This is a genomic window from Aurantimonas sp. DM33-3, from assembly GCF_014334315.1.
GTDB classification, from domain to species: Bacteria; Pseudomonadota; Alphaproteobacteria; order Rhizobiales; family Rhizobiaceae; genus Aurantimonas; species Aurantimonas coralicida.
Map to the genome: position 1 here is coordinate 151,021 of NZ_JACSGS010000001.1, position 22,710 is coordinate 173,730.

Below are 22,710 nucleotides of genomic sequence, written 5' to 3' on the forward strand. Positions count from 1 at the left end.
GTCCGATCACCATTTGCGTCGCCCGATCACGCACAGCAGCGTGTTCACGTTCGTCCCGCACTCGGCGAAGGACCGGTCCGGGAGATCCTGGAAGAAGCCGCGCTTTTCAACCAGCTCGCGGAAGGCCTGGCTCTTCTTGGTCTCCCGGAACTCGGTACCGGCAGACATCACCGACACCAGAATGCCGTCGGGCTCCAGGAAGTTCAGGGCGTGGACGACGTGGTCGATGTCACGCTCCCGGTCGAAGGGCGGGTTCATGACGATGCGATCGTAGAGCCCGGTCACGTCCGGGTTCAGGGCGAGGAAGTCGCAGTGGTGCACCTTGCGGTACCGGCCGGCCATGGTGAGATCCCGGGCCCGCTCGTTGTGGATCTCGACGCAGTCGACGATCGGCTTGGAGACCTTGGTCGGGATGCAAATCCGCTCCCGCTCCTCCTCCGACCATTCCCAATTCGCGTCGACGATGATGTCTTCCGCTGCCAGGCGGGCAAGGTTGCCGCTGCCGGCGGAAGGCTCGAGGATCTTCACCCTCGCGTCGGTGGCCTTCGCCGCAGCGTGGAGCCGGGCCTCCTCGATGACCTTCTCGCCGACAGCGAGCGGGGTCGGGAAGAAGCCGTAGTTCTTGGCGAGCCCGGTCTTGGCGGTCTTCAGCGGGTCGGCGTTCTGCGGGACATTCTCGTTGTCGCCGATCGCCTCGCCGTAATACTCGCCGAGGATCTTGTTGACCTTCTGCACGAGATCCTTGCGCTGCATCCACAGATGGGCGTTGCCGTTCTTGAAGATGCGGATCTTGAAATACTCGTTCTCGTGCTCGGACTGGTGCGGTCCGCGGCTGCCTCGCCGCTCATACTCAACCTGCCCGACGATGCCGGCATAGTTTGGAGGCACCGGCTTACCGTCGAGGACGAGGAAGGCACGCTCGATGTCCATGAGGTTCTCGGACTGCCGTCCGCTCATGCTGTAGTGCATGAAGCCAGAGAAGGCGTAGTCGAGGATCACCCGACTGCCGATCTTCCAACCATCGTGCGAGCGGAACCGGCGATCGAGCTTGGCGAAGACGTTGGCAATGCCGCGGCGCCAGATGAAGTCGGCTTCGGCCATGAAGCCTTCGAGCGTGGCCTGCACGTTCTCGACCGTCACCGGCGGCAAGCCGGCGTCGATCTCCTCCTGGTTGATGATCTCGCCATCGCGGCCGGACCGCTCGGGAACGTAGCGCATCTGGTCGCGCAGCTGCTTCTTCGCCTCGGAATCCATCAGGCGCTCCAGGTCGGTGCGCTCGATGATGTGGCTCCAGATCTGGATGTCGGTCAGCCGGCGGGCGACCCGTTGAAACTGATCGGCATCGGGAAGGCTGACGGCATTGTAGAAGGCCTGCACCTCGCGGGCGTCGCGGTCGTACCAGGCGGTGCCGCCGGGCGCCGCGGCCTTCACCATCTGGTGCGCGGCCATCATCTTCTCATGGGCGTCGGCGATGGCGATGAAGGCGTCGCCGTAGAGTTCGAGGGCGCGGTCACGACGCGAGCAGATCTCGTCGATGGTGGCGCGGTGGATCATCTGGTTCATGGGTTTCTCCTGTTTGCCACGTTTGGCGGTGCATTCGGGCGGGCGATGTGCCCGCCCTGGTGGTCCTGTTGCGCTGGGCATGGTGTCTCCTTCGGCTTGGTCAGCGGGATAGGGCGGCGCGGAGAATTATTCGAATGTCCGACTCGTGGACGTACAGGCTGCGGTACGGACCCAATGCCTCTTGCGCTGCCCGCACCACGTCATCGGGCACGTCAGATGCGATGGGCTGGGGGGCGGCGAAACCGGAGAACGCGAAGTCACGCCCCGCCTTCTTCTCGTCGTCGTAGGCGTGCAGCAACCAACCCGGCTCGGGATGCCACTCGGTCGAGGCGTAGCTGATGCCGATCGGACGAACGGTGCGGGTCGCAGTCTCGCCGCGCCAGTTGGTATAGGTGAATGTCAGCGGCGGAATTTCGGTCTTCGCGTCTTCCATGGTCGTCTCCATGCCGGCGCTGCCGGCGTTCACGATTGAGGGGGGAGGCGGCGGGTCACCCTGCCGCTCAGGTCAAGTCAGAGGTGAGGTCAGGTCACACCCGCATCGGCATCAGGACAGCCGACCAGGTCGGCGAGGCGCCGCGAATGACGGCGGGGCTGCCGCAATCGGAGAACCGCATTTCGAACTCCTCGCCGATCTCGCCGGCGACGGCTGCCAGGGCCTTGAGGTAGCTGGCGTTGAAGCCGATCTCGAACTCGTCCACCTCGGTGGTGCAGGTGATGTCGGCCTCGGCCGTCCCGGCATCCGGGCTGCGCACCATCAGCCGGCAGCTGCCGGGCGACAGCGTCAGCTTCACCGCCCTGCCGCGCTCGGTCGAGATCACGGTGACGCCGTCGACTGCGGCGGTCAGGGCATCGCAGTTGAAGGTCACCGCCTTGTCGTTCGCCGACGGGATCACCCGCTGGTAGTCGGGGAAGGTGCCGTCGATGACCTTCGACGTGATGGTGATGCGGCCGAAGGTCATCCGGACCTTGGCCGTCTGCACCTCGATCGCCACCTCGCCCCGCTCCCGGGACATCAGCTTCTCAACCACCTCGATTGTCTTCCGGGGGATGATCACGCCGGGGATTGCGGCGGTGCCGGCAGGCGCCGTCACCGTCTTGATGGCGAGGCGGTGCCCATCGGTGGCGACGAAGCGCAGGTCGCCTTCGCCGTCCCCGGTCACCGGCCGGTGCATGAAGATCCCGTTGAGGTAGTAGCGGGTCTCCTCCTTGGAGACCGCGAAGGACACCATGCCGAAGGACCCGGTCAGGGCCGGCGCCGACATGACGAAGCTGTGAGTGAAGGTGCCGGGCTCGACCTCTGGATAGTCGGCGACTGGCAGGGTCGGCAGCTTCATCGACGCGGCGCCGTGGGTGATCGTCAGCGGAGCGTCTTCGTCGCCGCCGAGCGGCGCCGTCAGCTCGATCGTGTCGGCCTTGGACTTGGTGACCAGGTCGCGCAGCGAGTGTGCCGGAACGGTCGCAGCGAAGCGCCGATCGAGAGCCTCGCACGGCACCCGGACAGCGATCTCGATGTCGAGGTCGGTGGCAGTGATGATCAGCTGGTCGGCATAAGTCGACAGCTTGACGTTCGACAGGATCGGGATGGTGTTGCGCTTCTCAATGACCTTGATCGCGGCGTCGAGGCCGGCCTTCAGGTGGGTGCGGGCCATCGTAGCGACAGCCTGGTGCATGTTGGCGCGGATGGGGGTGACGTTCGTCATGTCGATGTCCTTCTGTTGAGGGTCCGCACAATTGCGGGGGTCGGCATGCTGCCGGGACACGGCCACCACGACGGTGACCGTCGCCTTGCGGCATGATCCTGTCTTCATCTATGTCAGGTGAGACGTGACGCTCCTTTTCTAGCCGAAGGCAAAAATATGTTCGATTCGCTTTCATCGATCTGGAAGTATTTCGAGGCGAGCGAGAAGGTCGGGTGGATTGCCGTTACCGCTGGTAGCCTTCTCATGCTGTCCGCCGAGGTTGACCATGGATGGCTAACCGGCCTCGACTTCGTCGGTCTTGCCGGTCAGACCGTCATAATTGTCGGCGCCGCGATCGTGGTCGTGAACGCGGTGAGCAGGGCGTGGATGTCGTTCTCCAAGTGGAGCGAGGGCAGACGCGAGCGGCTCGACACAGCTGTTGCTGAACGAAAGGCGGAGGAGAATGCTCTAGCCAACATCGAGGCGCTCGATGAGCATGGGTTGGTACAATTGATCTGGCTCCTGGCGAACGATCGGCGACGTTTTCAGTACTCCAACGTCCTCTTTCGAGCTGGCGTAGCAAGGCACGCACCCAACTGTACGGCGATCTACGAGTTACGTCCGATTTTCTGGGAGAACCGCGAGCGTCTTTTGGAAGAGCATGACAAACTCCGTATTCCGCAGCAATTCCCTGCAACTAGGTACGTCGCCTAGCTATGCCTCGAGGTGGATCGCTTCGCCGAACGGCGTCCGGCTGCTGACGTTCTGAAACTCCCGGGGATCGCCTGGTACCGCCCACAGCACCGGGCAATCGGGCTCGTCGCCGAAGTCGGTGACGTATAGGTCGGTCAGGTAGACGACGGCCCTGGCGTCGCTGGCATTCTCCCGCACCCATTCGAAAGTGTCGGCGAAGGCGGTGCCGCCGCCGCCTAGCATGCGCAGATCCACGACATCGCCGGTCTCGTATTCGTCATGTCCCTGCACGGCGGCGTCGGCATAGATCACCGTCACCTTGTCGATCGCGCCGTCGCCGAAGGCGCCGTTGATCTCGGCGGCGAAGGCGTCGAGCATGTCCTTCGTGATGGAGCCGGACGTGTCGACAGCGAAGACGATGTGCGACACGCCGTCAGACACCAGCGACGGCAGGACGTAGCCCATCTGCAGGAAGCGGCGGTTCGGCCGGGACCAGGAATAGTCCCGGTTCTGCGACTGGTCGATGAAGCGGCGGAACACCTGCCGCCAGTCGACCTTGGGCTGCAGAAGCTGGTCGACGATGCGCTGCAGGGCACCGGGCAGGGAGCCGGCGTTCGCCGCCTTGGCGATCGACGCGGCCTGACGGATCTTCACCGTCATTTCCGCCTCAGCTGCCGCCTTGGCCGCCTCGTCATGCTGGCCGCAGGCATCGAGCACCTCGCCGCAGCCGCCGGGATCGTTGCGCTCGCCGGCGCCCGGCTGGCCGGTGCCCTGGCCGCCATCCTCATCCTCGTCATCGAGGAGGCGATAGATTTCCTCGGCACCGAGCCCGGTGTATTTGCGGTCGAGCAGGCCACCTTGCGGCATGACCATCGGCGGGCGCTTCAGGTTCTTCGTCTTCTGGATCTCGTCGGCATAGTCCTGCAGCTCGACGTTGATCGCGAAGTCTGCGGCGATGTTGAACCGGCGGTGCTGCCGGTCGCCCCGCCTGGTGTGGTGCATCGAGGCATTGTGCATGATCTCGTGGGCGATGACGAAGACCAGCTCCTCACGGCTCAGCTTGTCGACGAAGGGCGGGTAATAGATCAGCCGGCGGCTGTCGGTCGCCATCGTCTTGCAGATGGCGCCGTCGGAGTCCTCCTCGAGCATCAGCTGCACGGCGAGGGCGCCGAAGAAGGGGTGATCCCACATCAGGGCGGTGCGGGCGGAGAGGATCTTGGTCTCGGTGTCCATGGCGGGGTCTCACGATTGAGGGAAGGGTTGTTTGACGTTCGGTAGGGTGTAATAGCTGTCTGATCGTAGAGGAAACAGCTGATGCGGAGGTCAGAATGAAGACGTTCTTCAGGTGCGTACTCATCGCCGCGGGCCTAGCGTCTTCTACCGCAGCTGGTGATGAACATTCTGTCGGGGGTAAGTCTGCTCTCGAGCGTGGTTCCCCTGCCCCATCTGGCGGTCTGCCCCCCGCCGCAAATGTGCCGGAAGCAGAGGATGGATGCGTGGTCAAAATCGAAGGTGCGGGGAGCTCATTCGCCGACGAGTACTGCAAGCCCGAAAATACACCGATCGACGATGGGACTGTCGCCACTTCGAATGATGGGGTTGAAGGACAAGGAACCATGGATATGATGAACTCGGAAGCCGTTCAGAAATAGAGTAGAAGAGCAGAATGCATCTCTTCACTCTATGGCTCCTGATTGCTGTCGGTTCAGCCACGCTGTGTTGGTCTGCAGTGTTGAGGTTCCTAAAGCGAGGCGAAAGATTAGAGGCTTTCGTGGTGTTGCTTGGGCTAACCGCAATCGCAGCAACTGCGGGGCTTACAGGCGGACTTAGCCGAGTCGGTGCTGTCGGAAGCGTTATCGCAGCTGCACTTGGACTCATGAGCGGCGTCGTACTATTTTTGTTTGCGGCAGATCGATCGAAGGGCACGATCGTATCGATCGGAGCGATCGCGTTCTCTTTGTCACTAAGTCTCGCCTATTTCGAAGCGTCTGAGCTAAGGGCAGTACCAGAGAGGTACGCTTACTGGCGTGACCGCTGTGTTTCGATATATTCCGGTTCTACCGTTGTCGCGGACGAGAATATCGTGAACGTCCGCGACGGCATTTTCGGCCGAACGTGTGCCCGCATCATCAGGTCTGAGCAGGATAAGCTTCTGGCCGAGGACGAGCCATTGTTGCAGGGCTTGTGGGATCGGCTAGCTGCCGGAGTGTGCTCGATTCTACCGATCTGCAGAGAGCGATAGTTTTAGGCGAGACAATCAATTCAACGTCACGTCCTGGTTCTCTGTCGCCCACGTCGTGAACGCCTGAGTGTGCGACAGGCCGGGGTCACGGCGCACCGCGTCGATCACCATCATGATGTTGAACTCGCGGCTGATCCGACTGGTGTAGGCCATGGCCGCGCCGAAGGTCTTGCGGTCCACCTTGCGGGCAAGGCCGGCGCTGATCGCATACTTGGCGGCCGGATCCTTGACGAGCGGGGCGCCGGTCGGATTGGCCAGCACCAGGTCGAGCGAGGGCAGATCCTTGTAGACCCGGACGAAGCCTTCGAATTCGGCCGCTGCGCCTTCACCGACGAGGCCGGTGACAAGCGACAGGCGGAGCGCTTCCGGAGCGTTGGCGATCTTGGCCACCTGCGACCATGCCCGGGGCGTCGGGAACGCCCGCAGGTCGTTCCCTTCCATGTTGTGCAACAGGCCGGAGCGAAACCGCACGAAGGCGACGACCATCGGGTCGACGTTGTTCTTGAACGCCCAGGCGGAGAAGGATTCGACATCCGGCTCTATGTCGATGTGGGCGAAGCGGTTGGCGAGCGCAGTGGGCATCCGCTGCGCCGCCGCCCGGTCCGCCTGCCGGTTGCCGGCGGCGATGATCCGCCAGCCCTCGGGTAGGCGATACTCACCGACCTTGCGGTCGAGCACCAGCCCGAAGCATGCCGCCTGCACGCTGGCCGGTGCCGCGTTCAGCTCGTCCATGAAGAAGATGCCTTCCTCGCCGTCGCGATCGGCACGGGGCAGGTCATCCGGGGCGAGCCACTTGGCAGTGTCGCCATTGACGGAGGGCAGGCCGCGGAGATCGACCGGATCGCGGAGGATGGCGCGGAAGTCGATCATCGGGATGTCGCGATCGTTGGCGATCTGGCGGACGGTGTCCGACTTGCCGACGCCTGGCGCTCCCCACAGGAAGACGGGGATGTCGGCGTCGAGGTAGGCAGCGAGCGCCTTGGTAGCGTTCATCAGGTTCATGGGTCTCTTCCTTCGTTGCACAATTGCAGGGGGGGTGAGCGTCAGCTCAGTTCTTGGCGTTGCGCCATTGCTGGCAGATCATGTCGGCGTTGCCGGAGCTCGAGAATTGGCCGGCGATATTGCCGGCCATCATTGCTGTTTCGGAGAGCGTGGTGCTCACCGATTTGCCTTGCGCCTCGGCGGACTTCTCCACCGCACGCATCCAAACCTCCTCGGTGATCTCGCCGGGACAAAGCGCCTTAACCGTGCCGATGAGGATGGCCGCCTTCGGGAAGTCGTCGGCGGCGAGAGCCGGGGCAGAGAGACTGCCGAGTAGCGCGGCAAGCAGAAGCTTCTTCATCGGTGTTCCTTCGGCTGTTGCGCACGTCGGCGCTTGCGAGGTTCAGGCGGGGGCGTATCGACCCCCGCCATCTTTCTCAACTCTGCGACACCCTTCTGCAATCCGTCCTCGTATTTCGCGAACGGCATCCAGAAGGCTTCGCGATCGGTGACGCCGGCAAGGCGTTCGAGTTTGCCGATGTTCATGCGGCCTCGCTCTCGTCGTCGACAGCGGGATCGAAAGCCTGCGGCCCGACAAGATCGCGGGCAGATACGATCATCGCCTCGAAGGCAGAGAACTCATCGAGCAGGCGATCGTCGGACAGGTCAGCGCGCATATCTTCGGGATCGTCATAGTCCTCGTTATCTGCGGCGAAGCAATCGTCGAGGGTCATCAGGCGCGCCATGTTCTTGGTGTAGGCGAGGAGGTCTCCATAAGAGGGTTGAGTTTTAGGAAGCGACATCTTCTTCATCCTCCTCGTTCTGCACGGGCACCAGCACCCATGCTTGCACCCAGGTGCCGTCGTTTCCGCGCGATGCCTCGGCACCCTCGTCGATGTTGATCTCGTCGCTGCCGTACTGTTCGCGGGCGGCATGGACTTCGTCGTCGGTGGCGAGGGTGGCGATGGGCTTCGGCTCTAGGTCGACGAGCTCGTGATGGTCGTCCTCGTTCTCGTCGCGGATGTAGATGACCGTCGGGTTGGTGCCGTCCACCTCAGTTTCGATCCCATCATAGTTGATAGAGCCAATCAGTCCGCTTTCGTTCAGCTCCTTGATCTTTTGAAGCGCACTATCGGGGGACGTCGTTTCAACAGTGATGTCGTAATAGACGCGGGCATCGACGCCGACCTTGCAGCTGAATTCCTGCATCACTGGCTCGTCGTCGCCGGGCTCGTCATCCTCGTTAGGCTCGAAAAGGCCGGTCTCGACCGCATGGCGCAGAGTGTTCTTGATCGCCGCGTCACAGCCGGTCTCGTGCCATTCGGTCAAAAGAGCCTTGCCGGCGGCATACTCCGCGCTAGCCTGCCACTCGGCATAGGTTTCGAAGCCGAGTTCCTTTCCGCGTTCGTGGCCGATGTGCGGGGGCATGTCGGAAAGCGTCGGCCCGGTTGGCGGCTCGGGAAGGTGGCGGACGTCGAAGGCAAACTCGCTGTCTTCGCCTTCCGATATATCAGTCGTGAACCAATAGGTACGGGGGCCTTGGCCGAGGTCGTCGTCTTTGTAGACGCACCAGATCGAAACGTTCTGATGGCGGATCATGCGCTCGGGCGCGACCCATTCTTGGCGGTAGGGCATGGTGTCCTCCAGGATTACGGGGCGATCAGTTCGCTGTGGCCTTCGCTGAAGCCGCCGCCGTAGCAGCGCCGGCATTCGAGGCGGTCGAAGTCTTCACCGTCGGCGGCGCCCCATATCTTGCGCCGGCGGAGCGCCGGGAACATGCGCTCCAGCATGTTGCCGGGGCCGGCCAGGCGCTCAGGCTTGGCGTCCAGATTGTCGATGTGGGTGACGTGTCCGCAGTTCGCGCAGCGGCCGAGCATCAGGCTTGCTCTTCGACTGGCACCATGACCAGCTGGCTGAACACCCAGCTGACACCGTCTTCGTCGAGGAAGACCATTTCGCCATCGCGCTCGACCGTCTCTGCCTCGTCCCAGAAGACGTCGGTGCCGCCGGCATACTCCGGGACGCGGGTCTCGGGGTCGATGCCAGTGATGTTGGCGCGGCCAGATAGCCGCTCCATTGTGCCGACGATCGGCGAGCCGGTCGGGGACTGAAAGTCTGCCATATGATGTTCTCCGAGTTGCACAATTGCGGGGAGGAGGAGGCGGGTCGGAGCCCGCCCCCGGTAATCAGGTTGTCACGGTTTCTTGGCGCCGCACTTTCGGCAGAAGAGGCTAGCTTTTGTTAGGGGCTCGCCGGTTCCAAGGACGACCAAGGGGAGCGGCTTGCGCCATTCGTGAGCGCAGACTTTCCGCTTAAGCCAGAGCGATATCGCCCCTCTCACGCCAGGAACCCCGACACATCCTCGAGGATCTTCGCCGCTTCGGCGGCGACGTCCCGGCGCTTGCCCTCATCCTTGCGCAGCACCGCCGCATCATAGGCGGCGAGCGGGGCGAGCTTGTCGGCCATCGCGGCCAGCTCCGGATCGCCGGTGATGTTGAGCGACGGCAGGATGCCGATCAGGTCGCGGACGTTCTCGACGAGCGAGTCCTTGAAGATGCCCTCCGAACGGTCGCCCTTGCCCTTGGCCGGCTTGTAGCCGTTGAGCCGCTCGACCATGCGGCCGGTCACCTCGGCGATGCGGCGATAGACATCCGACACGGCGGTCTTCGTCGCCTTCTGCACATGCGCCTCGATCTCGGCGCGGATCTCGGCCGCCTGCGCCTCGCTCATCGACACACGGAAGTCGTCGGCTGACGGGACCGGCATGACCTTCATGTCGATCGAGAACTTGTCCCGGATCTCTGAGACGGTCGGGTAGTCGTCGAGGTTGAACATGCCGTTGAGGCGGACCCGGGCGTCGGCGACGTGCTTCGGATACTCGGCGATGAAGGCGTCGACGGCGGCGTCGAACTCGCCCTTCACGCGGCGAAACCAGGCGGCGTGCTGCATGTAGAGCTGGTTCGACATGATGCGGGAGCCGCCGTCGAGCCACGGCAGGGTGCGCTCGTTGAACTCGGTGCGGGCGGCGTTGGCGATCTTGGCGATCGGATCGAGCGCGGTCTTGTCGAGGAGCAGCTTGTTATAGCGGCCGGCGTCGGCGGCGGCGTTGTGCGAGGAGTTGACCTCGTCGGTGATCTGGCGATCGAGGCGGCGCCCGGTCCACTGCGACATGGACAGCGTCACGATCATGGCGCGGGCGGCGAGGGTGTTGGAGGCGACCGAGTCAGTGGCCGCACGGATTGGGGAAATGGCGTTCATGCTGGTGTTCCTTTCGGAGGGTGCCACGATTGGCGGGGGTGCTCAGAGGTGAGCGGGGGAGCTGGGTCTGCTACTGGCTGTCGCCTCGCCAGTCGCGATAGTCGTCTTCGGGCGGCTCGTAGATGCCGTCGAGCGTCCAGAAGCCGATGGCGAGGATGTCTTCGCACACGTCGGTCGGGTCCTGGCCGTAGAACCCGCGCCATTCCTGCACGTTGAAGCGCTGGATGACGGAGTAGATCTCGGCGTCGTCAGCGTCGCTGACATCAAGCCAGAGGACGGTGCCGGTCTGCACGTCGACGGTGAGGGTGCCGTTGTTGCCGAAGACCTCCATCGTCGGGCGAGAGGTCTTCATCGGCATGGGCGAGCGTTCGGGCTGCATGGTCTTCCTTTCGTGCCACGATTGGCGGGGTGCCGGCGGACCGGCGGCGTCACTCTGAAGCGAACTTCAGAGTGGTTGATAGTGCTAGAAGACGGGAGCTAGAGGCGCAGGCGACTAAAGCCGACTGCAGGAGCCCGCTGCCATCGACAGTTTCGCACCGGGCACTGCAATCCGAGGTGCATAAAAGAATGTCATCCGATCGAGGTCAAAATTGTATGACAAAGATAGGTTCGCGGTGCACAGAATTGTGCCGCCGAGAAGATATGATTGATTCTCATTCAGGGGGTAGCATTCCGAAAGTTTTCGGATCTTACTTCGTTCGTCGCTGACAAATACTGTGTAGTTTGATGCGTATTCCTCAAACCGATAATCTTTCGGCATATTCGGCGTGACGGTCAGTTGGAACGCGTGGTCGTTGGGGTTCTCATCCAACTCCGATACATCCCCAGTATCATCCATACGAAATGCCGCGATGTGAGCAGGTATGCAGAGATAGGTCCCGGCGTAACGCTCGTCGTTGTGAGGCGGTGTCCATGTCCCCTGCGAACACGCCTCGCTGATGGGCCAAATGATGGAACAAAGCACAACGGCTGCTCGCTTGAGCATTCAAGACCTCCTACTGGGGATTGGACTCCGCAAGAACCATACTTTGTCGTTCCGGTCATCGAGCCGCAAGCGAAGCGTCCGCGCCGCCGGACGGGCCATCGGGCGCCCAAGGCAGCTATACGGTCGGTAACCTAAAACCATACCCGCCGACTGAAAAGCACTGCCGCTCCACAGACGGGTGGCAGCGATTCGGGATCATCGAGCGGGTTCCGGGTCAGCCAGGCGTTCCGATAGATCGCCGTGGCAGTGATGTTGCGGGGCTGAGATCCAAGCGCACTGTTCTCGCCGACGAACATATCACGGCGCTCGCCCTGATAGAGGACCGTCAGGTGCTCGAAGCCACCGGGCTGGAATATCGGCGCCAGCAACTCCTTCAGGTGGTCGTAGCTGGGCTCCGGCTTCAGCATGACGGTCCGCTCCTCGGGAGCGCCAATTACGGCCGGGATGATGGTCATGAAGGTCTCGATAGACCCTGGGCGCGCGGGCATCAGTACGGCGCCCCATTCTCCGGCTCGCCGTAGCAGGCGCGCAGGTTGCCGTCGGTCGGCTCTTCGGCGGCAAGGCGGCAGGCGGCGAGATCCTGGCCGACGAGGAGCACATCGTCGTCGGGGATAGGGTCCGCCCCGATCGCGATAAGGCAGGCCACCGGGTCGGAATCGAACTCACACATGGAGGGTGCCGACCAGAGAATGGCCCGGTCCTGCGGCAGGGTGACGAGGGGCGACGGCTTGGTCACGGTGACCGCGCCGAGGAGCGCGCCGAACAGGCCGGCGGCGGTAATCGAGAGGGTGCTGAAATGCATGGTGTATCCTTCGTTGCCACGATTGGCAGGGGGTCGGCCTAGCGGCCGGTAGGCGAGCGCGGAGACGCTCTCCAGTCTGACGCTAGTGGAAGTGTCCGGCAGGCCGGGAGGGATCGAAGTGCTGAACGCACTTCGCGATTGCGGCCATGGTTGAATGCGTCTCGTCGGTGACGGGCAGCATCATCATGGCGTCAGGGTTCGTCGGGTGCTCGACGCCTGTCAGAGGAATGACGCTCACCTGTGTCTGGAGCCGGAGCACGGGCTCGTCGGTGACGCGGATGGTCAGACCTGGGAATGCCGTCTCGCAGTAGCGAGTAAGCGGCTCGATCCACGCGGAGCCGCCCCATTCTGGCCCGTAGGGAGGCGTGACGTAGAACTCCGTGATCCGCTTTTCGGCGGTCTGGGGGCGGCTGGAAGCGACGTTGATTTCCATGAAGGCTCTCCTGTTTGTTCTATATTCGTTCCGCATAGGAGGAGGAGTCAATACGTGTTCTTTTGGAAGGAACGGCGCCTGACGAGGATGGCCAGGCGCCGTGCGGGATTTACCGCCGGGCGCGCGCCGCGCTGCGATCTACATGGCATGCTCCTTTCGCTGGAGAGCAGGGAAGGGCCGGCGGATGTTTGCGCCGGCCGAACGGGTCAGGCGCGCACCTCCCAAAGGATGCGGCGAACCTCGTCGGCAGCCTCGCGCGAGGTGGGCTCGCGGCCCAGGCGGGCGGCGAGCTTGGCCCAGATCGTATGCGGGCCGGCGTTGTGCCAGGTGACGGTGACGATCATGCGCGCACCTTCGTCTTGAAGTGCTTCACCTCGCCATCGAACTGGCACAGGTCGCAGGAGGCGGCGGACTCGTTGGTCCATTCGTGGCCGCCGTGGACTTCTTCCGTGCCGTCGGTGGTGAGCTGCACGGTGGTCAGACAGACGATCTGAATGCCGTGATCCTTGCCGCATTGCGGGCAGGCCATGCCCCATTGTGATCGGATGCTCATGCGCGCACCTCGGGGCGGCTCGCGTCTGCGATGACCGGCAGAATGCGGCGCCCTTCCATGGCGCGGTTGCGGCGCTCCTGGGCGTCGAGAAAGCGGCGGATGTCTTCGCGGGCTTGGCGCCGGGCGCGCTGGGCGAAGGTCTCGAAATGCGGATGGCGCAGGTCGGACGTGGGCATGACGGTTCTCCGGTCTGGAGGTGCGGCACGATTGCCGAGGAAGGGCCGAGCGGCCCGAAGATGGCTCGCGCGGGCGCGGCCATCGTCATGCAGCTCGGGTAGGGCAACGGGCGAAAGGCAGGCCCGTTGCCGGTTGGTGGGCCGCGAATGCGGTGGGACCGGGCCATCAGTAGCCCAGCCAGGAGCGGACGTCATCCAGTGAGACGTGGCCGCGGTCGTCGATGGGGAAGGTCGTCGTCTCGTCGAACACGCGGTCGTCGAGGAAAGCGATGCCATCGGCCGGCCCAAGGCAGGGGGCGGAGGCGAGCAGGCCGTCGGGCGTGACGGTGGCGAACTGGCCGTGATCGAGGATGAAGGCGACGGCGGACGTAGCGGTGCACATGGTCAGGATCTCCGATTAGGACGCCACGATTGGCGGGGTTGGCCTAGCGGCCATGTCACGGGACGCCGTAGGGGCGTCCCGTCACGATTGCAGCTAGGTGGGCAGGGGCGAGGCTCAGGCAGCCTTGCGGTCGGCAGCCTTGGGCATCTGGACGACTTCGCCGGCCGGCTTCTTCAGGAGGCGGATTGCGCCCTCGATGGCGCCGATCGTCTTCGCGGTCGCGCCCTTTTCCTGCATCTTCTTCAGGAACGTCTCGAGGGTCCGGAGTTCGTCGAAGTCGGCGGCGTTCTTCTTCGCGTCGGTGGCGTACTCAGCCGGGGACACGGTGAAGGCGGTTTCGAGGTCGGACGTCGCCTTGGCGTCATAGGTGAAGGCGAGCGCGTCCTTGTCCCATGCGACCTTGCCGAATTTCACGGCCCACTTGCGCAGCGCGCCGCGATAGTTGGTCGGCGTCACGTTGTAGAGCGTGTTGAGGTGCGAGGCGCAATGGTGGACCTCGACATGGTTGATCGCGCCATAGGCGACTTCGTGCGTTGCGGCTGCAAAGGTCGCGGCGACCTTGCCATAGCCTGCAATGCGCTTGGCGAGGGTCTTACCGGTGAGAATCTTGATGGACATGGGTTTAGCCTTTCGAGGTTTGGCACGATTGCCGTTTCGTTCCGATTGGAACGGCGCAACGGCCGGACCCTTGCGAGCCCGGCCGTTGAAACTTTCCAATCTGTCGGACGCGGTTTCAGTGGGAACCGCGTCAATCCCGATGTCGCTTTTTTTCCGTTGGTTTGACTATCCAACCGCCCATGCCTTTGCGGTTGTGGGGTGCGCGGCCGCTGTGATCGGCATTCAACGGCTTTCAAGGCCGTTTCGCTTTCGGTTATCCCCATCTTGCTAGGCACTGTGCCCGCCGTTGTCCCATCGCTCGCTTACTAAGTGCAGGTCCCGCAAAGCTTTTACCCTTTGCCGTTGCCTACTGGCATTCGCGCCAGTGTTCCCCCGATTGGCATTCGCGCCAATCGTTGCCCGTTCCGTGTTCACACGATGGAAGTCCCAGCCTCTAGCGTTTCCGCCAGTTCGCCCGGTCTTTCCGAACTCCAATCCAATTTTCGCAAGCGTGGATTGTGCCGCTTCCTTCCCTTTGCCCCTCCATCCGTCCGGCTTTGTCATGCCGTCGTTGGTCCGACCTTGGTCGCCCTAATTGCGTTTCGTGGTTGCCGTTGTCCGCCCGGTTTCGCAATCGCCTTCACCCGTCCCCGGTTTCCCGGAAAGCTTGGAAGGAACCGCTTGCCGTTTGGCAGCATCCCCGATCCTGATTTTCAATGATCCCGGGGACATTCCCCGTCCGGCCCGGTCTTCGTCGTCCGCTTGCCGATGACCAACATAACCACAGAACTTTCCGCTTGTTCCAGCGATAAAACGAAAATAATTCGCCTAAATCAGCCAAGATAATGAAAACATTGAGAAACAAACTTTCAAGCGCCCTTGGCTTTGCCCGGTTCAGCCTATCGAAAACCGGCCGAAACCGGCCGTTTCTCGACCTCAATTCGCACCCGTTTCGCCAATGTTTTCAGCCGCTTGGCCAAGGTCGACCGGCCGTTTCCAGCACCGCAAGCCGGCCGTTTCTAAACCGCTAGAAGGTTATGAAAATCGCCAAGCCGTTGATTTTCCTAAATCCGGCCCACTTCGCCCCTGTTCACCTGGTAAACGCCCCCGGCCGTTCACCTGGTCAATTCGTGACATCCCGGCCGGCCGTCCGCCTCGCCAATGTCCCCGGCCGCCCCCTGAGCCGCTCCCCGGCCGCTCCCCGGCCGTCACGTCCCAGAACGTCCCAGCCGGTCCCCGTCGCCACCCTGAGCCGTCCCCGGCCGTTCTGAGCATGTCCCCGGCTTGTCCCCGTCGCGTCCGGCATATGTCCGCCGACCGTCCGCCAATCGTCCGGCGCTTGTCCCCGGAATGTCCGCCAATCGTCCGGCATATGTCCGGCGCTTGTCCGCCTATCGTCCCCGGCCGGCCGTCCCCGTTCCCGGCGCCCATCGCCACGTCCCGGCCGGCGCCCGGAAAGTTATCCACAATTTCCCGGAACGCCGGGCACTTTCCCCGATGTCGCGGAATGTCCGGGGAATGTCCGGGGAATGTCCGCCATATGTCCGGGAAACGTCCGGCCCGGCCCAAAGCCGGCCGGCCACGTCGCGATTGCGGAATTGACGCGCCGCAATATCATCCGCCTCGCGGAACGTAGAGAGCCAACGTTGCGGCCGGCCCTATAGGGACCGGCCAAGCGAGCAACGTAGCGGGCTGCACAAGCGTCTAAGGTTAGCGTTTACGTAGCAAAGCCAATGCTTTGAGCCTTTCCCCCCGGGCTGGACAAAAGCCCGGGCAAGAGTCAAAACGGTTCCGACGGGACGAATTGCGCGCTGCAACATCCCGCACTGCACACCCCACCACTTCCCGCACTGCACCAACGCTGGACGCCTTGAGCGACCGGCGCTTGCGTCGTGTGTGCGCTGCAACATGGTGCGATGCACAACGGCCGATGATGCGCTGCACCCGCTGCACCGCACATGCTGCACCGCACCCCACGGTTGGGTCCTTTCTGGGTTTTCGGGGGCCGCCGCGGGTCGAGCGCAGCGCAGGATTTCGGAGTTTTTTCGATTTTCTCGATCGACTTTCTGATTCCACGCCAAGGACTTAGCGGGATTGGCTGCCTCTCGGCTTCCGATTGCCTGATTTCGTAGGAGGTTCGCGTGGCCCGGATCGTCGTTCAGAAGACGAACGTGAAGCTGGTTCTTTCCCTCCGGGATCGCGCTGCACTCTTCGGTCGCGGAGACTGGAAGAAGCACGCGAACCGAGGTGTGATCGACGCGGGCCGCAAGACGAAGACGCAGGTCCAGCGAGCGGTCTACCGGCAGATGGCCCTGAAGGAAGGGCACTATCAGCGATACGTGGTTTCAGGCACCCGTGGCATTCCGCGTAAGGCCCAGCTCGCCTACGAGATCTTCGGCGTGCCAGGCGGCCAGCGGATCGAAATCTACAAGGGCCTGCGGGCCATGAAGATGAGCGGCGCCGCCGCTGCACGGTTCAACTCAGGACGTGGGGCAGGTGATGCCGGCTCGGTCCGGTCCGGCGTCTGGAACAACCCCCGAGTTTTCAAGCGGTCGTTCGCCACCGGCAGCGGCTTCTTCGCGCTCCTGCCGAAGAGTGCCGGCGGGTCCGGCACGGCGCCGAAAGCGCTCTGGACGTTCGGCGCGAAGCCCGACCAGAACCGCGACGACCGCGGACGGTTCGCCTCGAGTGGCATCCGCTACGGCAAGGTCCGTCGGCTGTACGGTCCGGCGCTCCAAAAGGAGATCCCGAAGGATGCGTCGCTCGCCACCTTCCTCGCTGTCGCTCCGGTGGAGCTGGAGCAGAAGGTGATGAAGCGGCTGACCCCGCTGATGAGGTTCTGATGCCTGTTGCGAAGAAGACGAAACCCCGGAGTTTGCCGGCGGCGCCGTCGTCGAAGGTGAAGCGCGGAACCTCCCCGCAGCTTCCGGAAACCCGAACTGGCGCGCGGTCTCCTTCCCGCAGTGCCGGCAAGGGCTCGACGACGAAAGCGCCGCCGGCAAGCGCCAGCAAGGCGCCCGCCAGGAACAAGGGTGGCCGGCCGAAGGGCCCGGCCAAGCCCAAGCTGCCGGAGACGATCGGCACGACCGAGCTGGCGAAGCTTCTATCGATCACCGACCGACGGCTCACACAGCTCGTCGACGAAGGGGTGATCGAGAAGGAAGGGCGCGGTGCCTTCAACACGGTCGCCGCCGTCGCAGCCTTCGTGAATTTTCGTGCCGAATCCGAGAAGCGCCGGTCGGCATCGACCAGTGCCGACAAGCTGCGCGAGCAGCGGCAGGAAGAGATCGCCCGGAAGATGGCGCGCGAAGATCGAGAGATCATCGCGCTCGATGAGGCGATGGACGCACTCGACGAGGCCGCCGGCCTGTTCGTCGAGGTGATCGGCGGTCTGCCCGCCAGGATCACACGCGATCCGAAGGAACGCCGAAGGATCGAGGATGTCTGCAACGCCGAGCGTGACCGGCTCTCACAGGGCTTCGCTGAAAAAGCACAGGCTCTTCGCACGGGTCTCAGCGATGCTGAAGACCCCGAAGAGGATGACGCCTGACGAGTGGGCGAGCACCAACCGGGTCTATCCGAAGACGGCTGCGATCCCCGGACCGCGTGATCCGTCGCTGACCCCGTACATTATCCCGATCGAGCGCGCGATCGCCGCGCGCACGCATCGCCGAGTGGTCGCCGTGTTCGGCACCCAAATGTCGAAGGCGCTAGCACTCGACACGCGCCTTCCCACCCCGTCCGGCTGGACCACGATGGGTAAGGTGCAGCCGGGCGACCGCTTGTTTGATGAGCGCGGCGAGCCTTGTCTCGTCACCGGTGTATCGCCGGTGATGCTCGGGCACGTCTGCTATCGTGTCGAGTTCTGTGATGGCTCGTCAATAATTGCCGACGCCGGCCACCTCTGGACCGTCAATCGCGCTCACAAGGTCCCGTCTGGGATCGAGCGGCGCGTGGAAATTCTGACGACCCAGGACATGATCGACATTGGCGTTGCGCGGACTGGTGGTGCGTCGCGCTTCTCAATTCCGATCGCTGCGCCGCTGCACTGTGAGGCCAACTCGCTTCCGGTCGATCCTTACGTGCTCGGCGCGTGGCTCGGCGATGGCAACTCCCGCTGCGCAGCAATATCGGTTGGCGACGAAGACCTCGTCGACATGGTTGCGAACCTCGGCGACCGTGGCGTCGAAACCTCCGTCGTCCGTGAGCGGACATGCAACCGCGTCGGCGTCTTTGGACGCGACGCGAGCGGCGCGCGTGTGGCGCGCGGTGCCGCTGAAAATCTACAGAAGCAGCTGCGCGCCATCGGAGTGCTCGGCAACAAGCACATCCCGATCTCGTACCTTCGCGCACCCGAAGAGAGCCGCTGGGCATTGCTCCGCGGCCTCATGGACACCGACGGTACGCCGAATGGCGGCACCTGCCGTTTCTCCGTGGTGTCGAAGGTGTTGGCCGACGGCATGATCGAGCTTCTCTCAGGACTCGGATTCCGTCCTCGGATGCGGACCCGCATTTCGGCCGACGGTTACACCGTTCACCAAGCTGAGTTCCGAGCCTACCGGGACCAAGCCGTTTTTGGGCTAGAGCGCAAGCAGGCGCAGCTTCCTGCTGAGGACGCGGCCTCGCGTCGGCATCTGAGCCGCCAACGCTACATCCGCGCCATCACGCCGGTCGAAAGTCGGCCGGTGAAGTGCATTGCGGTCTCGTCCGCCTCTCACCTGTTTCTCGCGGGCGAGCGGATGATCCCGACACACAACACCGAGCTGTCCATGGACGTGCTCGGCCACCGCCTCGATACGGCGCCGACACCGATGGCGTTCATCGCGCCGTCCAAGCAGATCCTCGACGACGAGTTCGAGCCGCGCGTCGAAGCGCTGATCAAGCAGTCGATCTCGCTCCGCCGGAAGGCTGGGCGCAAGAAACGGACGAAGGCGAAGAAGGTGATCGCCGGCGTAACGCTTCGCCTGGTGCACGGCGGCTCCGCGACCGCGCTCGCTGCGCAGTCGCTCGGCCTGATCGTCACCGACGAGGTCGACAAGATGCTGGCCAACGTGAAGGGCCAGGGTGACGTCATCGGCCTGGCCGATCGCCGCGGCGACGCCTACGCCGACTTCGTCCATTTCGCGACGTCGTCCCCCTCGCGTGGTCTCTCGGACGTGGTGTTCGACGAGGCGAGCGAGCTGCACTTCTGGGCCGACCAGGACCCGAAGGAGATCCACTCGACCATCTGGCGCATGTGGCAGTCCGGCAGCCGGTATCATTGGGCCGTGCCGTGTCCCCACTGCAGCGAGTATTTCATCCCCCGCTTCCGTAACCTGAAGTGGGAGAAGCCTCTCGATGCCGAGGGCAAGGAACTGCCGTCGACGCCGATCCTCGCTCACAAGACCGCGCACATGGTCTGCGAGTTCTGCACCGAGACGATTCTCTACGACGACCTGGAGGACATGAACGCCCGTGGCGTTTTCGTCGCTCCTGGCCAAGCCGTCATGAACGACGGCACGGTGAACGGCGCCGACCCCGAGGCATGGACGCTGTCCTATTGGGTGTCTGGGCTGTGCTCGCCGTTCGTCCCCTGGGGGCAGCGGGCGGCGGAGTTTGTCGAAGCGGCTCGCTCCGGCAAGACCGACGATGTCCAGGCGATCGTCAACGGTATGGGCGAGCTCTATTCGCCCGGCGACGGCGATGCTCCGGAATGGCAGGAGCTGCGCCAGCTGGCCCGGCCCTATGTCACCGGCGACATTCCGGAGTGGGTCCGGATACTGACGCTGACCTGCGACGTCCAGAAGGACCGGCTGGTCTACGTGATCCGCGGCTGGGGTGAGGGCGGTTCGTCCGCTCAGATCATCGCGTCCGAGATCTACGGCGACACGGCTGAGCTGGACGTGTGGAACAAGCTCGGCGTGGTGCTGACCGATCTCTACGACGGCATCCCGATCAAGCTTGCGCTGATCGACTCCGGCTATCGGCCGGGGAAGAAGTTCGCGGTGCCGGACAACATGGTCTACCGCTTCTGCCGGCGCTTCCCGAAGCTTGCCTATGCGACGAAGGGTGCATCGAACCCGATGCGCAAGCCGATCGCGGCGAACAAGCTCGACATCAACCTGGACGGCAAGGCCTACAAGCGCGGCCTCGACATCCGCATCCTCGACACCGGCTTCTTCAAGCGGTGGCTCCACCAGAAGTTCAGGTGGCCGAAGGATGAGGTCGGCGAATGGGTCCTGCCGGAAGACGTCTCTGACGACTTCCTGCAGCACATGGTCTCGGAAGCCGAAGTCAACCTGGCGAACGGCAAGACCAAGTGGGTCGCCCGCTCGAAGCACAACCACTTCTTCGACTGCGAATCCATGCAGGGCGCCTGCGCGATGATGCTCAATCTGCATCTGCTTCGCGCCGGCCCCGCCATGAAGGTCCGCAAGAAGGAGCCGGCCGCTGAAGTGGACCTGGCTCCGAAGAAGACATCGGGCGCCGACATCACCGACGACGAGCTGCAGCCCCGCCGTCCAGCACCGCGACGCCGTCCTGAGCGTGGCGGAGCCGGTTGGCTGAAACGAGAAAGCATCTGGTGATGGCCACGATCGCAGAACTGCAAAAACAGCTCGACAGCCTCAAAGAGGCCCGGCGATCCGGCGTCAAGCGCGTGATCTTCAACGAGCGAGACGTCACCTACAAGTCCGACGACGACATGGCCCGAGCCCAGAAGGATCTCGAACGTGAGATCCGGAAGATGGGCAACGGCCGTCGGCGTCGGACCGCCACCCTCGCAACCTTCCGATCGGGGCTCAGATGAAGCGCACCATCCTAGACAGGACGATCGGATACTTCTCGCCGAAGCGAGAGGCCGAGCGCCTGGCCTATCGCAAGAAGACCGATGTCCTGGCCGGGACGCAGAAGCGCCGGGGATACGAAGCTGCCGCAGTCGGCCGCCGGACATCCGGCTGGCTGACGAGGCCCGGGACGAATGACGACGAGCTCCGCCGCGCTGCGCCGAAGTTGCGGGAGCGGTCGCGAGACCTCGACCGGAACAACGCGATCGCGACGCTCGGCGCCACTCGACACGCCGACTACATGATCGGCACCGGCATCATCGCGAAGTCGCGGACGCAGAACCCCGCGCGCGACGAGGTGGTCAACGATCTCTGGAAGGCCTTCACGAAGAGGATTGATCCTGAAGGGCTTCTGACCTTCGACGGCCTCTGCCACAAAGCAGTCCGGACGATGGTCGTCGACGGCGAGATCTTCGCCCGGATGCGGATGCGAAAGGCATCCGATGGCCTGAAGGTGCCCCTGCAGGTGCAGCTCCTCGAAGCCGAGTTCCTGGACAGTTCGAAGCATGGTCCGACAACGGGCCGGAACCGAGCGGTCAACGGAATCGAGTTCGATGCGATCGGCGGGCGGAAGGCCTACTGGCTTTTCCCCCAGCACCCGCAGTCCTCGGCGTCGCCCTTCGGCATGAAGAGTAGCGCCGTCCGTGCCACCGAGGTCGCGCATCTGTTCGAGCCTCGCGGCAACCAGACGCGCGGCGCTCCGTGGTTCGCGCCGGTCATGCTCGATCTGAAGGATCTCGACGAATACCACGAGGCCGAGCTGGTCCGTAAGAAGATCGAGGCCTGCAACGTCGGCGTGATCACTCGCCGCGATGACGACGACGAGATTAGCGAAGATCCGAACCAGTTCCTGCCGAACGACGACGGCGAATACGAGGAGCAAGGTTCTCGGATCGACGAGTATCGCGGCGTTCGGGACGGCAATGGTGACCCGGTCGAACGCTTCGAGCCGGGCATGTTCGCCTACGCGAACGAAGGCGACGACATCCACTTCAACAACCCGTCGGTCTCGGCGGGTCAGGAGGCCTACATCCGCTCGCATCAGCGACGGATCTCGGCGGGAGTTCGCATGCCCTACGAGCTGCTGACGAACGACCTCAGCCAGGTGACGTTCGCCTCCGGCAAGATGGGGCAGCTGGCCTATCAGCAGTTCGTTCGCACGATGCAGTGGAACTTCATCATCCCGATGTTCTGCGACCGGATCTGGACCTGGTTCATCGAGACCTGCATCATCACCGGGCTGCTGCCGGACGGGGACTACCCGGTCGAGTGGACGGTCCCGCGGTTCCAGTCGATCACCCCGATCGATGACGTCCGCGCTGACATGCTCGAAGTCCGCAACGGGTTCATCCCGTGGGACGAGAAGGTGACCGAGCGGGGCTACGATCCCGACAAGGTCCAGCAGCAGATCGCCGACCGCAACAAGAAGCTCGACGACGACGCGATCGTCCTCGATTGCGACCCCCGGCGAGTGGCGATCAACGGTCAAGCTCAGTGGGTCGCGGAGCAAACCGACCAGCCCAAATCAAACGGCTAGGAGAA

29 protein-coding genes are annotated in these 22,710 nt (G+C 63.5%); 7 read left to right on the top strand and 22 right to left on the bottom strand.

Annotated elements, in window-relative coordinates:
• Positions 1-6: 6 nt before the first annotated feature.
• From H9Q09_RS00965 to dnaN, 3 genes are all read right to left on the bottom strand, one after another.
• The gene (locus H9Q09_RS00965) at positions 7-1,563 is read right to left on the bottom strand and encodes a DUF4942 domain-containing protein (protein WP_187389536.1); all 1,557 of its coding nucleotides are present in this window, start codon (positions 1,561-1,563) and stop codon (positions 7-9) included.
• Between the two features lie 100 nt (positions 1,564-1,663).
• On the bottom strand, positions 1,664-1,996 hold the full coding sequence (locus H9Q09_RS00970) for a hypothetical protein (protein WP_187389537.1): 333 nt from the start codon (positions 1,994-1,996) through the stop codon (positions 1,664-1,666).
• Between the two features lie 94 nt (positions 1,997-2,090).
• Positions 2,091-3,263 (bottom strand): DNA polymerase III subunit beta, encoded by a 1,173-nt coding sequence (dnaN, locus tag H9Q09_RS00975; RefSeq protein ID WP_187389538.1) that lies wholly within the window; start codon positions 3,261-3,263, stop codon positions 2,091-2,093.
• Positions 3,264-3,419: 156 nt separating this feature from the next.
• Between dnaN and H9Q09_RS00980 the strand changes: the two genes are divergently transcribed.
• A complete protein-coding gene (locus H9Q09_RS00980; RefSeq protein WP_187389539.1) occupies positions 3,420-3,956 on the top strand; it encodes a hypothetical protein in 537 nt (178 codons plus the stop codon).
• Here H9Q09_RS00980 and H9Q09_RS00985 read toward each other — a convergent pair whose 3' ends face one another.
• Positions 3,957-5,168 (bottom strand): VWA-like domain-containing protein, encoded by a 1,212-nt coding sequence (locus H9Q09_RS00985; RefSeq protein ID WP_187389540.1) that lies wholly within the window; start codon positions 5,166-5,168, stop codon positions 3,957-3,959.
• Positions 5,169-5,431: 263 nt separating this feature from the next.
• Between H9Q09_RS00985 and H9Q09_RS00990 the strand changes: the two genes are divergently transcribed.
• Positions 5,432-5,587: a hypothetical protein gene (locus H9Q09_RS00990; RefSeq protein WP_187389541.1), complete on the top strand. Its 156-nt coding sequence runs from the start codon at positions 5,432-5,434 to the stop codon at positions 5,585-5,587.
• Between the two features lie 605 nt (positions 5,588-6,192).
• On the opposite strand, the gene H9Q09_RS00995 is transcribed toward H9Q09_RS00990, so the two are convergent.
• The 18 genes from H9Q09_RS00995 to H9Q09_RS01080 all read right to left on the bottom strand — a co-directional run bounded on the left by H9Q09_RS00995 (position 6,193) and on the right by H9Q09_RS01080 (position 14,365).
• Positions 6,193-7,179 carry a MoxR family ATPase gene (locus tag H9Q09_RS00995; protein WP_187389542.1) on the bottom strand — a complete coding sequence of 329 codons (987 nt, stop codon included), beginning with the start codon at positions 7,177-7,179 and terminating at the stop codon, positions 6,193-6,195.
• 46 nt (positions 7,180-7,225) lie between these two features.
• Positions 7,226-7,519 (bottom strand): hypothetical protein, encoded by a 294-nt coding sequence (locus H9Q09_RS01000; RefSeq protein ID WP_187389543.1) that lies wholly within the window; start codon positions 7,517-7,519, stop codon positions 7,226-7,228.
• Positions 7,516-7,704 carry a hypothetical protein gene (locus H9Q09_RS01005; protein WP_187389544.1) on the bottom strand — a complete coding sequence of 63 codons (189 nt, stop codon included), beginning with the start codon at positions 7,702-7,704 and terminating at the stop codon, positions 7,516-7,518. The genes H9Q09_RS01000 and H9Q09_RS01005 overlap by 4 nt, the downstream gene beginning before the upstream one ends.
• Positions 7,701-7,970: a hypothetical protein gene (locus tag H9Q09_RS01010; protein ID WP_187389545.1), complete on the bottom strand. Its 270-nt coding sequence runs from the start codon at positions 7,968-7,970 to the stop codon at positions 7,701-7,703. Before H9Q09_RS01010 ends, H9Q09_RS01005 begins: the two co-directional genes overlap by 4 nt.
• On the bottom strand, positions 7,948-8,793 hold the full coding sequence (locus H9Q09_RS01015; protein WP_187389546.1) for a hypothetical protein: 846 nt from the start codon (positions 8,791-8,793) through the stop codon (positions 7,948-7,950). Before H9Q09_RS01015 ends, H9Q09_RS01010 begins: the two co-directional genes overlap by 23 nt.
• Before the next feature lie 14 nt (positions 8,794-8,807).
• Positions 8,808-9,035 carry a hypothetical protein gene (locus H9Q09_RS01020; protein ID WP_187389547.1) on the bottom strand — a complete coding sequence of 76 codons (228 nt, stop codon included), beginning with the start codon at positions 9,033-9,035 and terminating at the stop codon, positions 8,808-8,810.
• A complete protein-coding gene (locus tag H9Q09_RS01025; protein ID WP_187389548.1) occupies positions 9,035-9,280 on the bottom strand; it encodes a hypothetical protein in 246 nt (81 codons plus the stop codon). Before H9Q09_RS01025 ends, H9Q09_RS01020 begins: the two co-directional genes overlap by 1 nt.
• Before the next feature lie 215 nt (positions 9,281-9,495).
• The gene (locus H9Q09_RS01030; RefSeq protein WP_187389549.1) at positions 9,496-10,416 is read right to left on the bottom strand and encodes a DUF3150 domain-containing protein; all 921 of its coding nucleotides are present in this window, start codon (positions 10,414-10,416) and stop codon (positions 9,496-9,498) included.
• Between the two features lie 70 nt (positions 10,417-10,486).
• Positions 10,487-10,795, bottom strand: coding sequence for a hypothetical protein (locus tag H9Q09_RS01035; RefSeq protein WP_187389550.1), 309 nt, complete (start codon positions 10,793-10,795; stop codon positions 10,487-10,489).
• Positions 10,796-10,909: 114 nt separating this feature from the next.
• Positions 10,910-11,401: a hypothetical protein gene (locus H9Q09_RS01040; protein ID WP_187389551.1), complete on the bottom strand. Its 492-nt coding sequence runs from the start codon at positions 11,399-11,401 to the stop codon at positions 10,910-10,912.
• A gap of 131 nt (positions 11,402-11,532) precedes the next feature.
• Positions 11,533-11,856, bottom strand: a complete 324-nt coding sequence (locus H9Q09_RS01045) for a hypothetical protein (protein WP_187389552.1) — start codon at positions 11,854-11,856, stop codon at positions 11,533-11,535.
• A 32-nt stretch (positions 11,857-11,888) separates the two neighbouring features.
• Positions 11,889-12,203, bottom strand: coding sequence for a hypothetical protein (locus H9Q09_RS01050; RefSeq protein WP_187389553.1), 315 nt, complete (start codon positions 12,201-12,203; stop codon positions 11,889-11,891).
• An 82-nt stretch (positions 12,204-12,285) separates the two neighbouring features.
• The gene (locus H9Q09_RS01055; protein ID WP_187389554.1) at positions 12,286-12,636 is read right to left on the bottom strand and encodes a hypothetical protein; all 351 of its coding nucleotides are present in this window, start codon (positions 12,634-12,636) and stop codon (positions 12,286-12,288) included.
• Between the two features lie 206 nt (positions 12,637-12,842).
• Positions 12,843-12,980: a hypothetical protein gene (locus tag H9Q09_RS01060; RefSeq protein WP_187389555.1), complete on the bottom strand. Its 138-nt coding sequence runs from the start codon at positions 12,978-12,980 to the stop codon at positions 12,843-12,845.
• Positions 12,977-13,189 carry a hypothetical protein gene (locus H9Q09_RS01065; RefSeq protein ID WP_187389556.1) on the bottom strand — a complete coding sequence of 71 codons (213 nt, stop codon included), beginning with the start codon at positions 13,187-13,189 and terminating at the stop codon, positions 12,977-12,979. The genes H9Q09_RS01060 and H9Q09_RS01065 overlap by 4 nt, the downstream gene beginning before the upstream one ends.
• Complete coding sequence (locus H9Q09_RS01070; RefSeq protein WP_187389557.1) at positions 13,186-13,365, bottom strand: hypothetical protein; 180 nt, start codon at positions 13,363-13,365, stop codon at positions 13,186-13,188. The genes H9Q09_RS01065 and H9Q09_RS01070 overlap by 4 nt, the downstream gene beginning before the upstream one ends.
• A gap of 166 nt (positions 13,366-13,531) precedes the next feature.
• Positions 13,532-13,747, bottom strand: a complete 216-nt coding sequence (locus H9Q09_RS01075) for a hypothetical protein (RefSeq protein ID WP_187389558.1) — start codon at positions 13,745-13,747, stop codon at positions 13,532-13,534.
• 114 nt (positions 13,748-13,861) lie between these two features.
• The gene (locus tag H9Q09_RS01080) at positions 13,862-14,365 is read right to left on the bottom strand and encodes a hypothetical protein (protein WP_187389559.1); all 504 of its coding nucleotides are present in this window, start codon (positions 14,363-14,365) and stop codon (positions 13,862-13,864) included.
• 2,120 nt (positions 14,366-16,485) lie between these two features.
• Between H9Q09_RS01080 and H9Q09_RS01085 the strand changes: the two genes are divergently transcribed.
• Genes H9Q09_RS01085 through H9Q09_RS01105 form a run of 5 tightly spaced genes read left to right on the top strand, consistent with a single transcriptional unit; the run spans position 16,486 to position 22,705 of the window.
• Positions 16,486-17,187 (top strand): hypothetical protein, encoded by a 702-nt coding sequence (locus H9Q09_RS01085; protein ID WP_187389560.1) that lies wholly within the window; start codon positions 16,486-16,488, stop codon positions 17,185-17,187.
• Positions 17,187-17,894, top strand: a complete 708-nt coding sequence (locus H9Q09_RS01090; protein ID WP_187389561.1) for a hypothetical protein — start codon at positions 17,187-17,189, stop codon at positions 17,892-17,894. Before H9Q09_RS01085 ends, H9Q09_RS01090 begins: the two co-directional genes overlap by 1 nt.
• On the top strand, positions 17,863-20,910 hold the full coding sequence (locus tag H9Q09_RS01095) for a terminase gpA endonuclease subunit (protein WP_187389562.1): 3,048 nt from the start codon (positions 17,863-17,865) through the stop codon (positions 20,908-20,910). The genes H9Q09_RS01090 and H9Q09_RS01095 overlap by 32 nt, the downstream gene beginning before the upstream one ends.
• The gene (locus H9Q09_RS01100; protein ID WP_187389563.1) at positions 20,910-21,131 is read left to right on the top strand and encodes a hypothetical protein; all 222 of its coding nucleotides are present in this window, start codon (positions 20,910-20,912) and stop codon (positions 21,129-21,131) included. Before H9Q09_RS01095 ends, H9Q09_RS01100 begins: the two co-directional genes overlap by 1 nt.
• Positions 21,128-22,705 carry a phage portal protein gene (locus H9Q09_RS01105; RefSeq protein ID WP_187389564.1) on the top strand — a complete coding sequence of 526 codons (1,578 nt, stop codon included), beginning with the start codon at positions 21,128-21,130 and terminating at the stop codon, positions 22,703-22,705. The genes H9Q09_RS01100 and H9Q09_RS01105 overlap by 4 nt, the downstream gene beginning before the upstream one ends.
• The last annotated feature ends 5 nt before the right edge of the window (positions 22,706-22,710 follow it).

What these genes read in the sequence shown, in the direction of transcription:
- H9Q09_RS00965 (WP_187389536.1), bottom strand. Translation starts at nt 1,563, where the DNA reads ATGAACCAGATGATCCACCGCGCCACCATCGACGAGATCTGCTCGCGT.
- H9Q09_RS00970 (WP_187389537.1), bottom strand. Translation starts at nt 1,996, where the DNA reads ATGGAAGACGCGAAGACCGAAATTCCGCCGCTGACATTCACCTATACC.
- dnaN (WP_187389538.1), bottom strand. Translation starts at nt 3,263, where the DNA reads ATGACGAACGTCACCCCCATCCGCGCCAACATGCACCAGGCTGTCGCT.
- H9Q09_RS00980 (WP_187389539.1), top strand. Translation starts at nt 3,420, where the DNA reads ATGTTCGATTCGCTTTCATCGATCTGGAAGTATTTCGAGGCGAGCGAG.
- H9Q09_RS00985 (WP_187389540.1), bottom strand. Translation starts at nt 5,168, where the DNA reads ATGGACACCGAGACCAAGATCCTCTCCGCCCGCACCGCCCTGATGTGG.
- H9Q09_RS00995 (WP_187389542.1), bottom strand. Translation starts at nt 7,179, where the DNA reads ATGAACCTGATGAACGCTACCAAGGCGCTCGCTGCCTACCTCGACGCC.
- H9Q09_RS01000 (WP_187389543.1), bottom strand. Translation starts at nt 7,519, where the DNA reads ATGAAGAAGCTTCTGCTTGCCGCGCTACTCGGCAGTCTCTCTGCCCCG.
- H9Q09_RS01005 (WP_187389544.1), bottom strand. Translation starts at nt 7,704, where the DNA reads ATGAACATCGGCAAACTCGAACGCCTTGCCGGCGTCACCGATCGCGAA.
- H9Q09_RS01010 (WP_187389545.1), bottom strand. Translation starts at nt 7,970, where the DNA reads ATGAAGAAGATGTCGCTTCCTAAAACTCAACCCTCTTATGGAGACCTC.
- H9Q09_RS01015 (WP_187389546.1), bottom strand. Translation starts at nt 8,793, where the DNA reads ATGCCCTACCGCCAAGAATGGGTCGCGCCCGAGCGCATGATCCGCCAT.
- H9Q09_RS01020 (WP_187389547.1), bottom strand. Translation starts at nt 9,035, where the DNA reads ATGCTCGGCCGCTGCGCGAACTGCGGACACGTCACCCACATCGACAAT.
- H9Q09_RS01025 (WP_187389548.1), bottom strand. Translation starts at nt 9,280, where the DNA reads ATGGCAGACTTTCAGTCCCCGACCGGCTCGCCGATCGTCGGCACAATG.
- H9Q09_RS01030 (WP_187389549.1), bottom strand. Translation starts at nt 10,416, where the DNA reads ATGAACGCCATTTCCCCAATCCGTGCGGCCACTGACTCGGTCGCCTCC.
- H9Q09_RS01035 (WP_187389550.1), bottom strand. Translation starts at nt 10,795, where the DNA reads ATGCAGCCCGAACGCTCGCCCATGCCGATGAAGACCTCTCGCCCGACG.
- H9Q09_RS01040 (WP_187389551.1), bottom strand. Translation starts at nt 11,401, where the DNA reads ATGCTCAAGCGAGCAGCCGTTGTGCTTTGTTCCATCATTTGGCCCATC.
- H9Q09_RS01045 (WP_187389552.1), bottom strand. Translation starts at nt 11,856, where the DNA reads ATGACCATCATCCCGGCCGTAATTGGCGCTCCCGAGGAGCGGACCGTC.
- H9Q09_RS01050 (WP_187389553.1), bottom strand. Translation starts at nt 12,203, where the DNA reads ATGCATTTCAGCACCCTCTCGATTACCGCCGCCGGCCTGTTCGGCGCG.
- H9Q09_RS01055 (WP_187389554.1), bottom strand. Translation starts at nt 12,636, where the DNA reads ATGGAAATCAACGTCGCTTCCAGCCGCCCCCAGACCGCCGAAAAGCGG.
- H9Q09_RS01060 (WP_187389555.1), bottom strand. Translation starts at nt 12,980, where the DNA reads ATGATCGTCACCGTCACCTGGCACAACGCCGGCCCGCATACGATCTGG.
- H9Q09_RS01065 (WP_187389556.1), bottom strand. Translation starts at nt 13,189, where the DNA reads ATGAGCATCCGATCACAATGGGGCATGGCCTGCCCGCAATGCGGCAAG.
- H9Q09_RS01070 (WP_187389557.1), bottom strand. Translation starts at nt 13,365, where the DNA reads ATGCCCACGTCCGACCTGCGCCATCCGCATTTCGAGACCTTCGCCCAG.
- H9Q09_RS01075 (WP_187389558.1), bottom strand. Translation starts at nt 13,747, where the DNA reads ATGTGCACCGCTACGTCCGCCGTCGCCTTCATCCTCGATCACGGCCAG.
- H9Q09_RS01080 (WP_187389559.1), bottom strand. Translation starts at nt 14,365, where the DNA reads ATGTCCATCAAGATTCTCACCGGTAAGACCCTCGCCAAGCGCATTGCA.
- H9Q09_RS01090 (WP_187389561.1), top strand. Translation starts at nt 17,187, where the DNA reads ATGCCTGTTGCGAAGAAGACGAAACCCCGGAGTTTGCCGGCGGCGCCG.
- H9Q09_RS01095 (WP_187389562.1), top strand. Translation starts at nt 17,863, where the DNA reads ATGCTGAAGACCCCGAAGAGGATGACGCCTGACGAGTGGGCGAGCACC.
- H9Q09_RS01100 (WP_187389563.1), top strand. Translation starts at nt 20,910, where the DNA reads ATGGCCACGATCGCAGAACTGCAAAAACAGCTCGACAGCCTCAAAGAG.
- H9Q09_RS01105 (WP_187389564.1), top strand. Translation starts at nt 21,128, where the DNA reads ATGAAGCGCACCATCCTAGACAGGACGATCGGATACTTCTCGCCGAAG.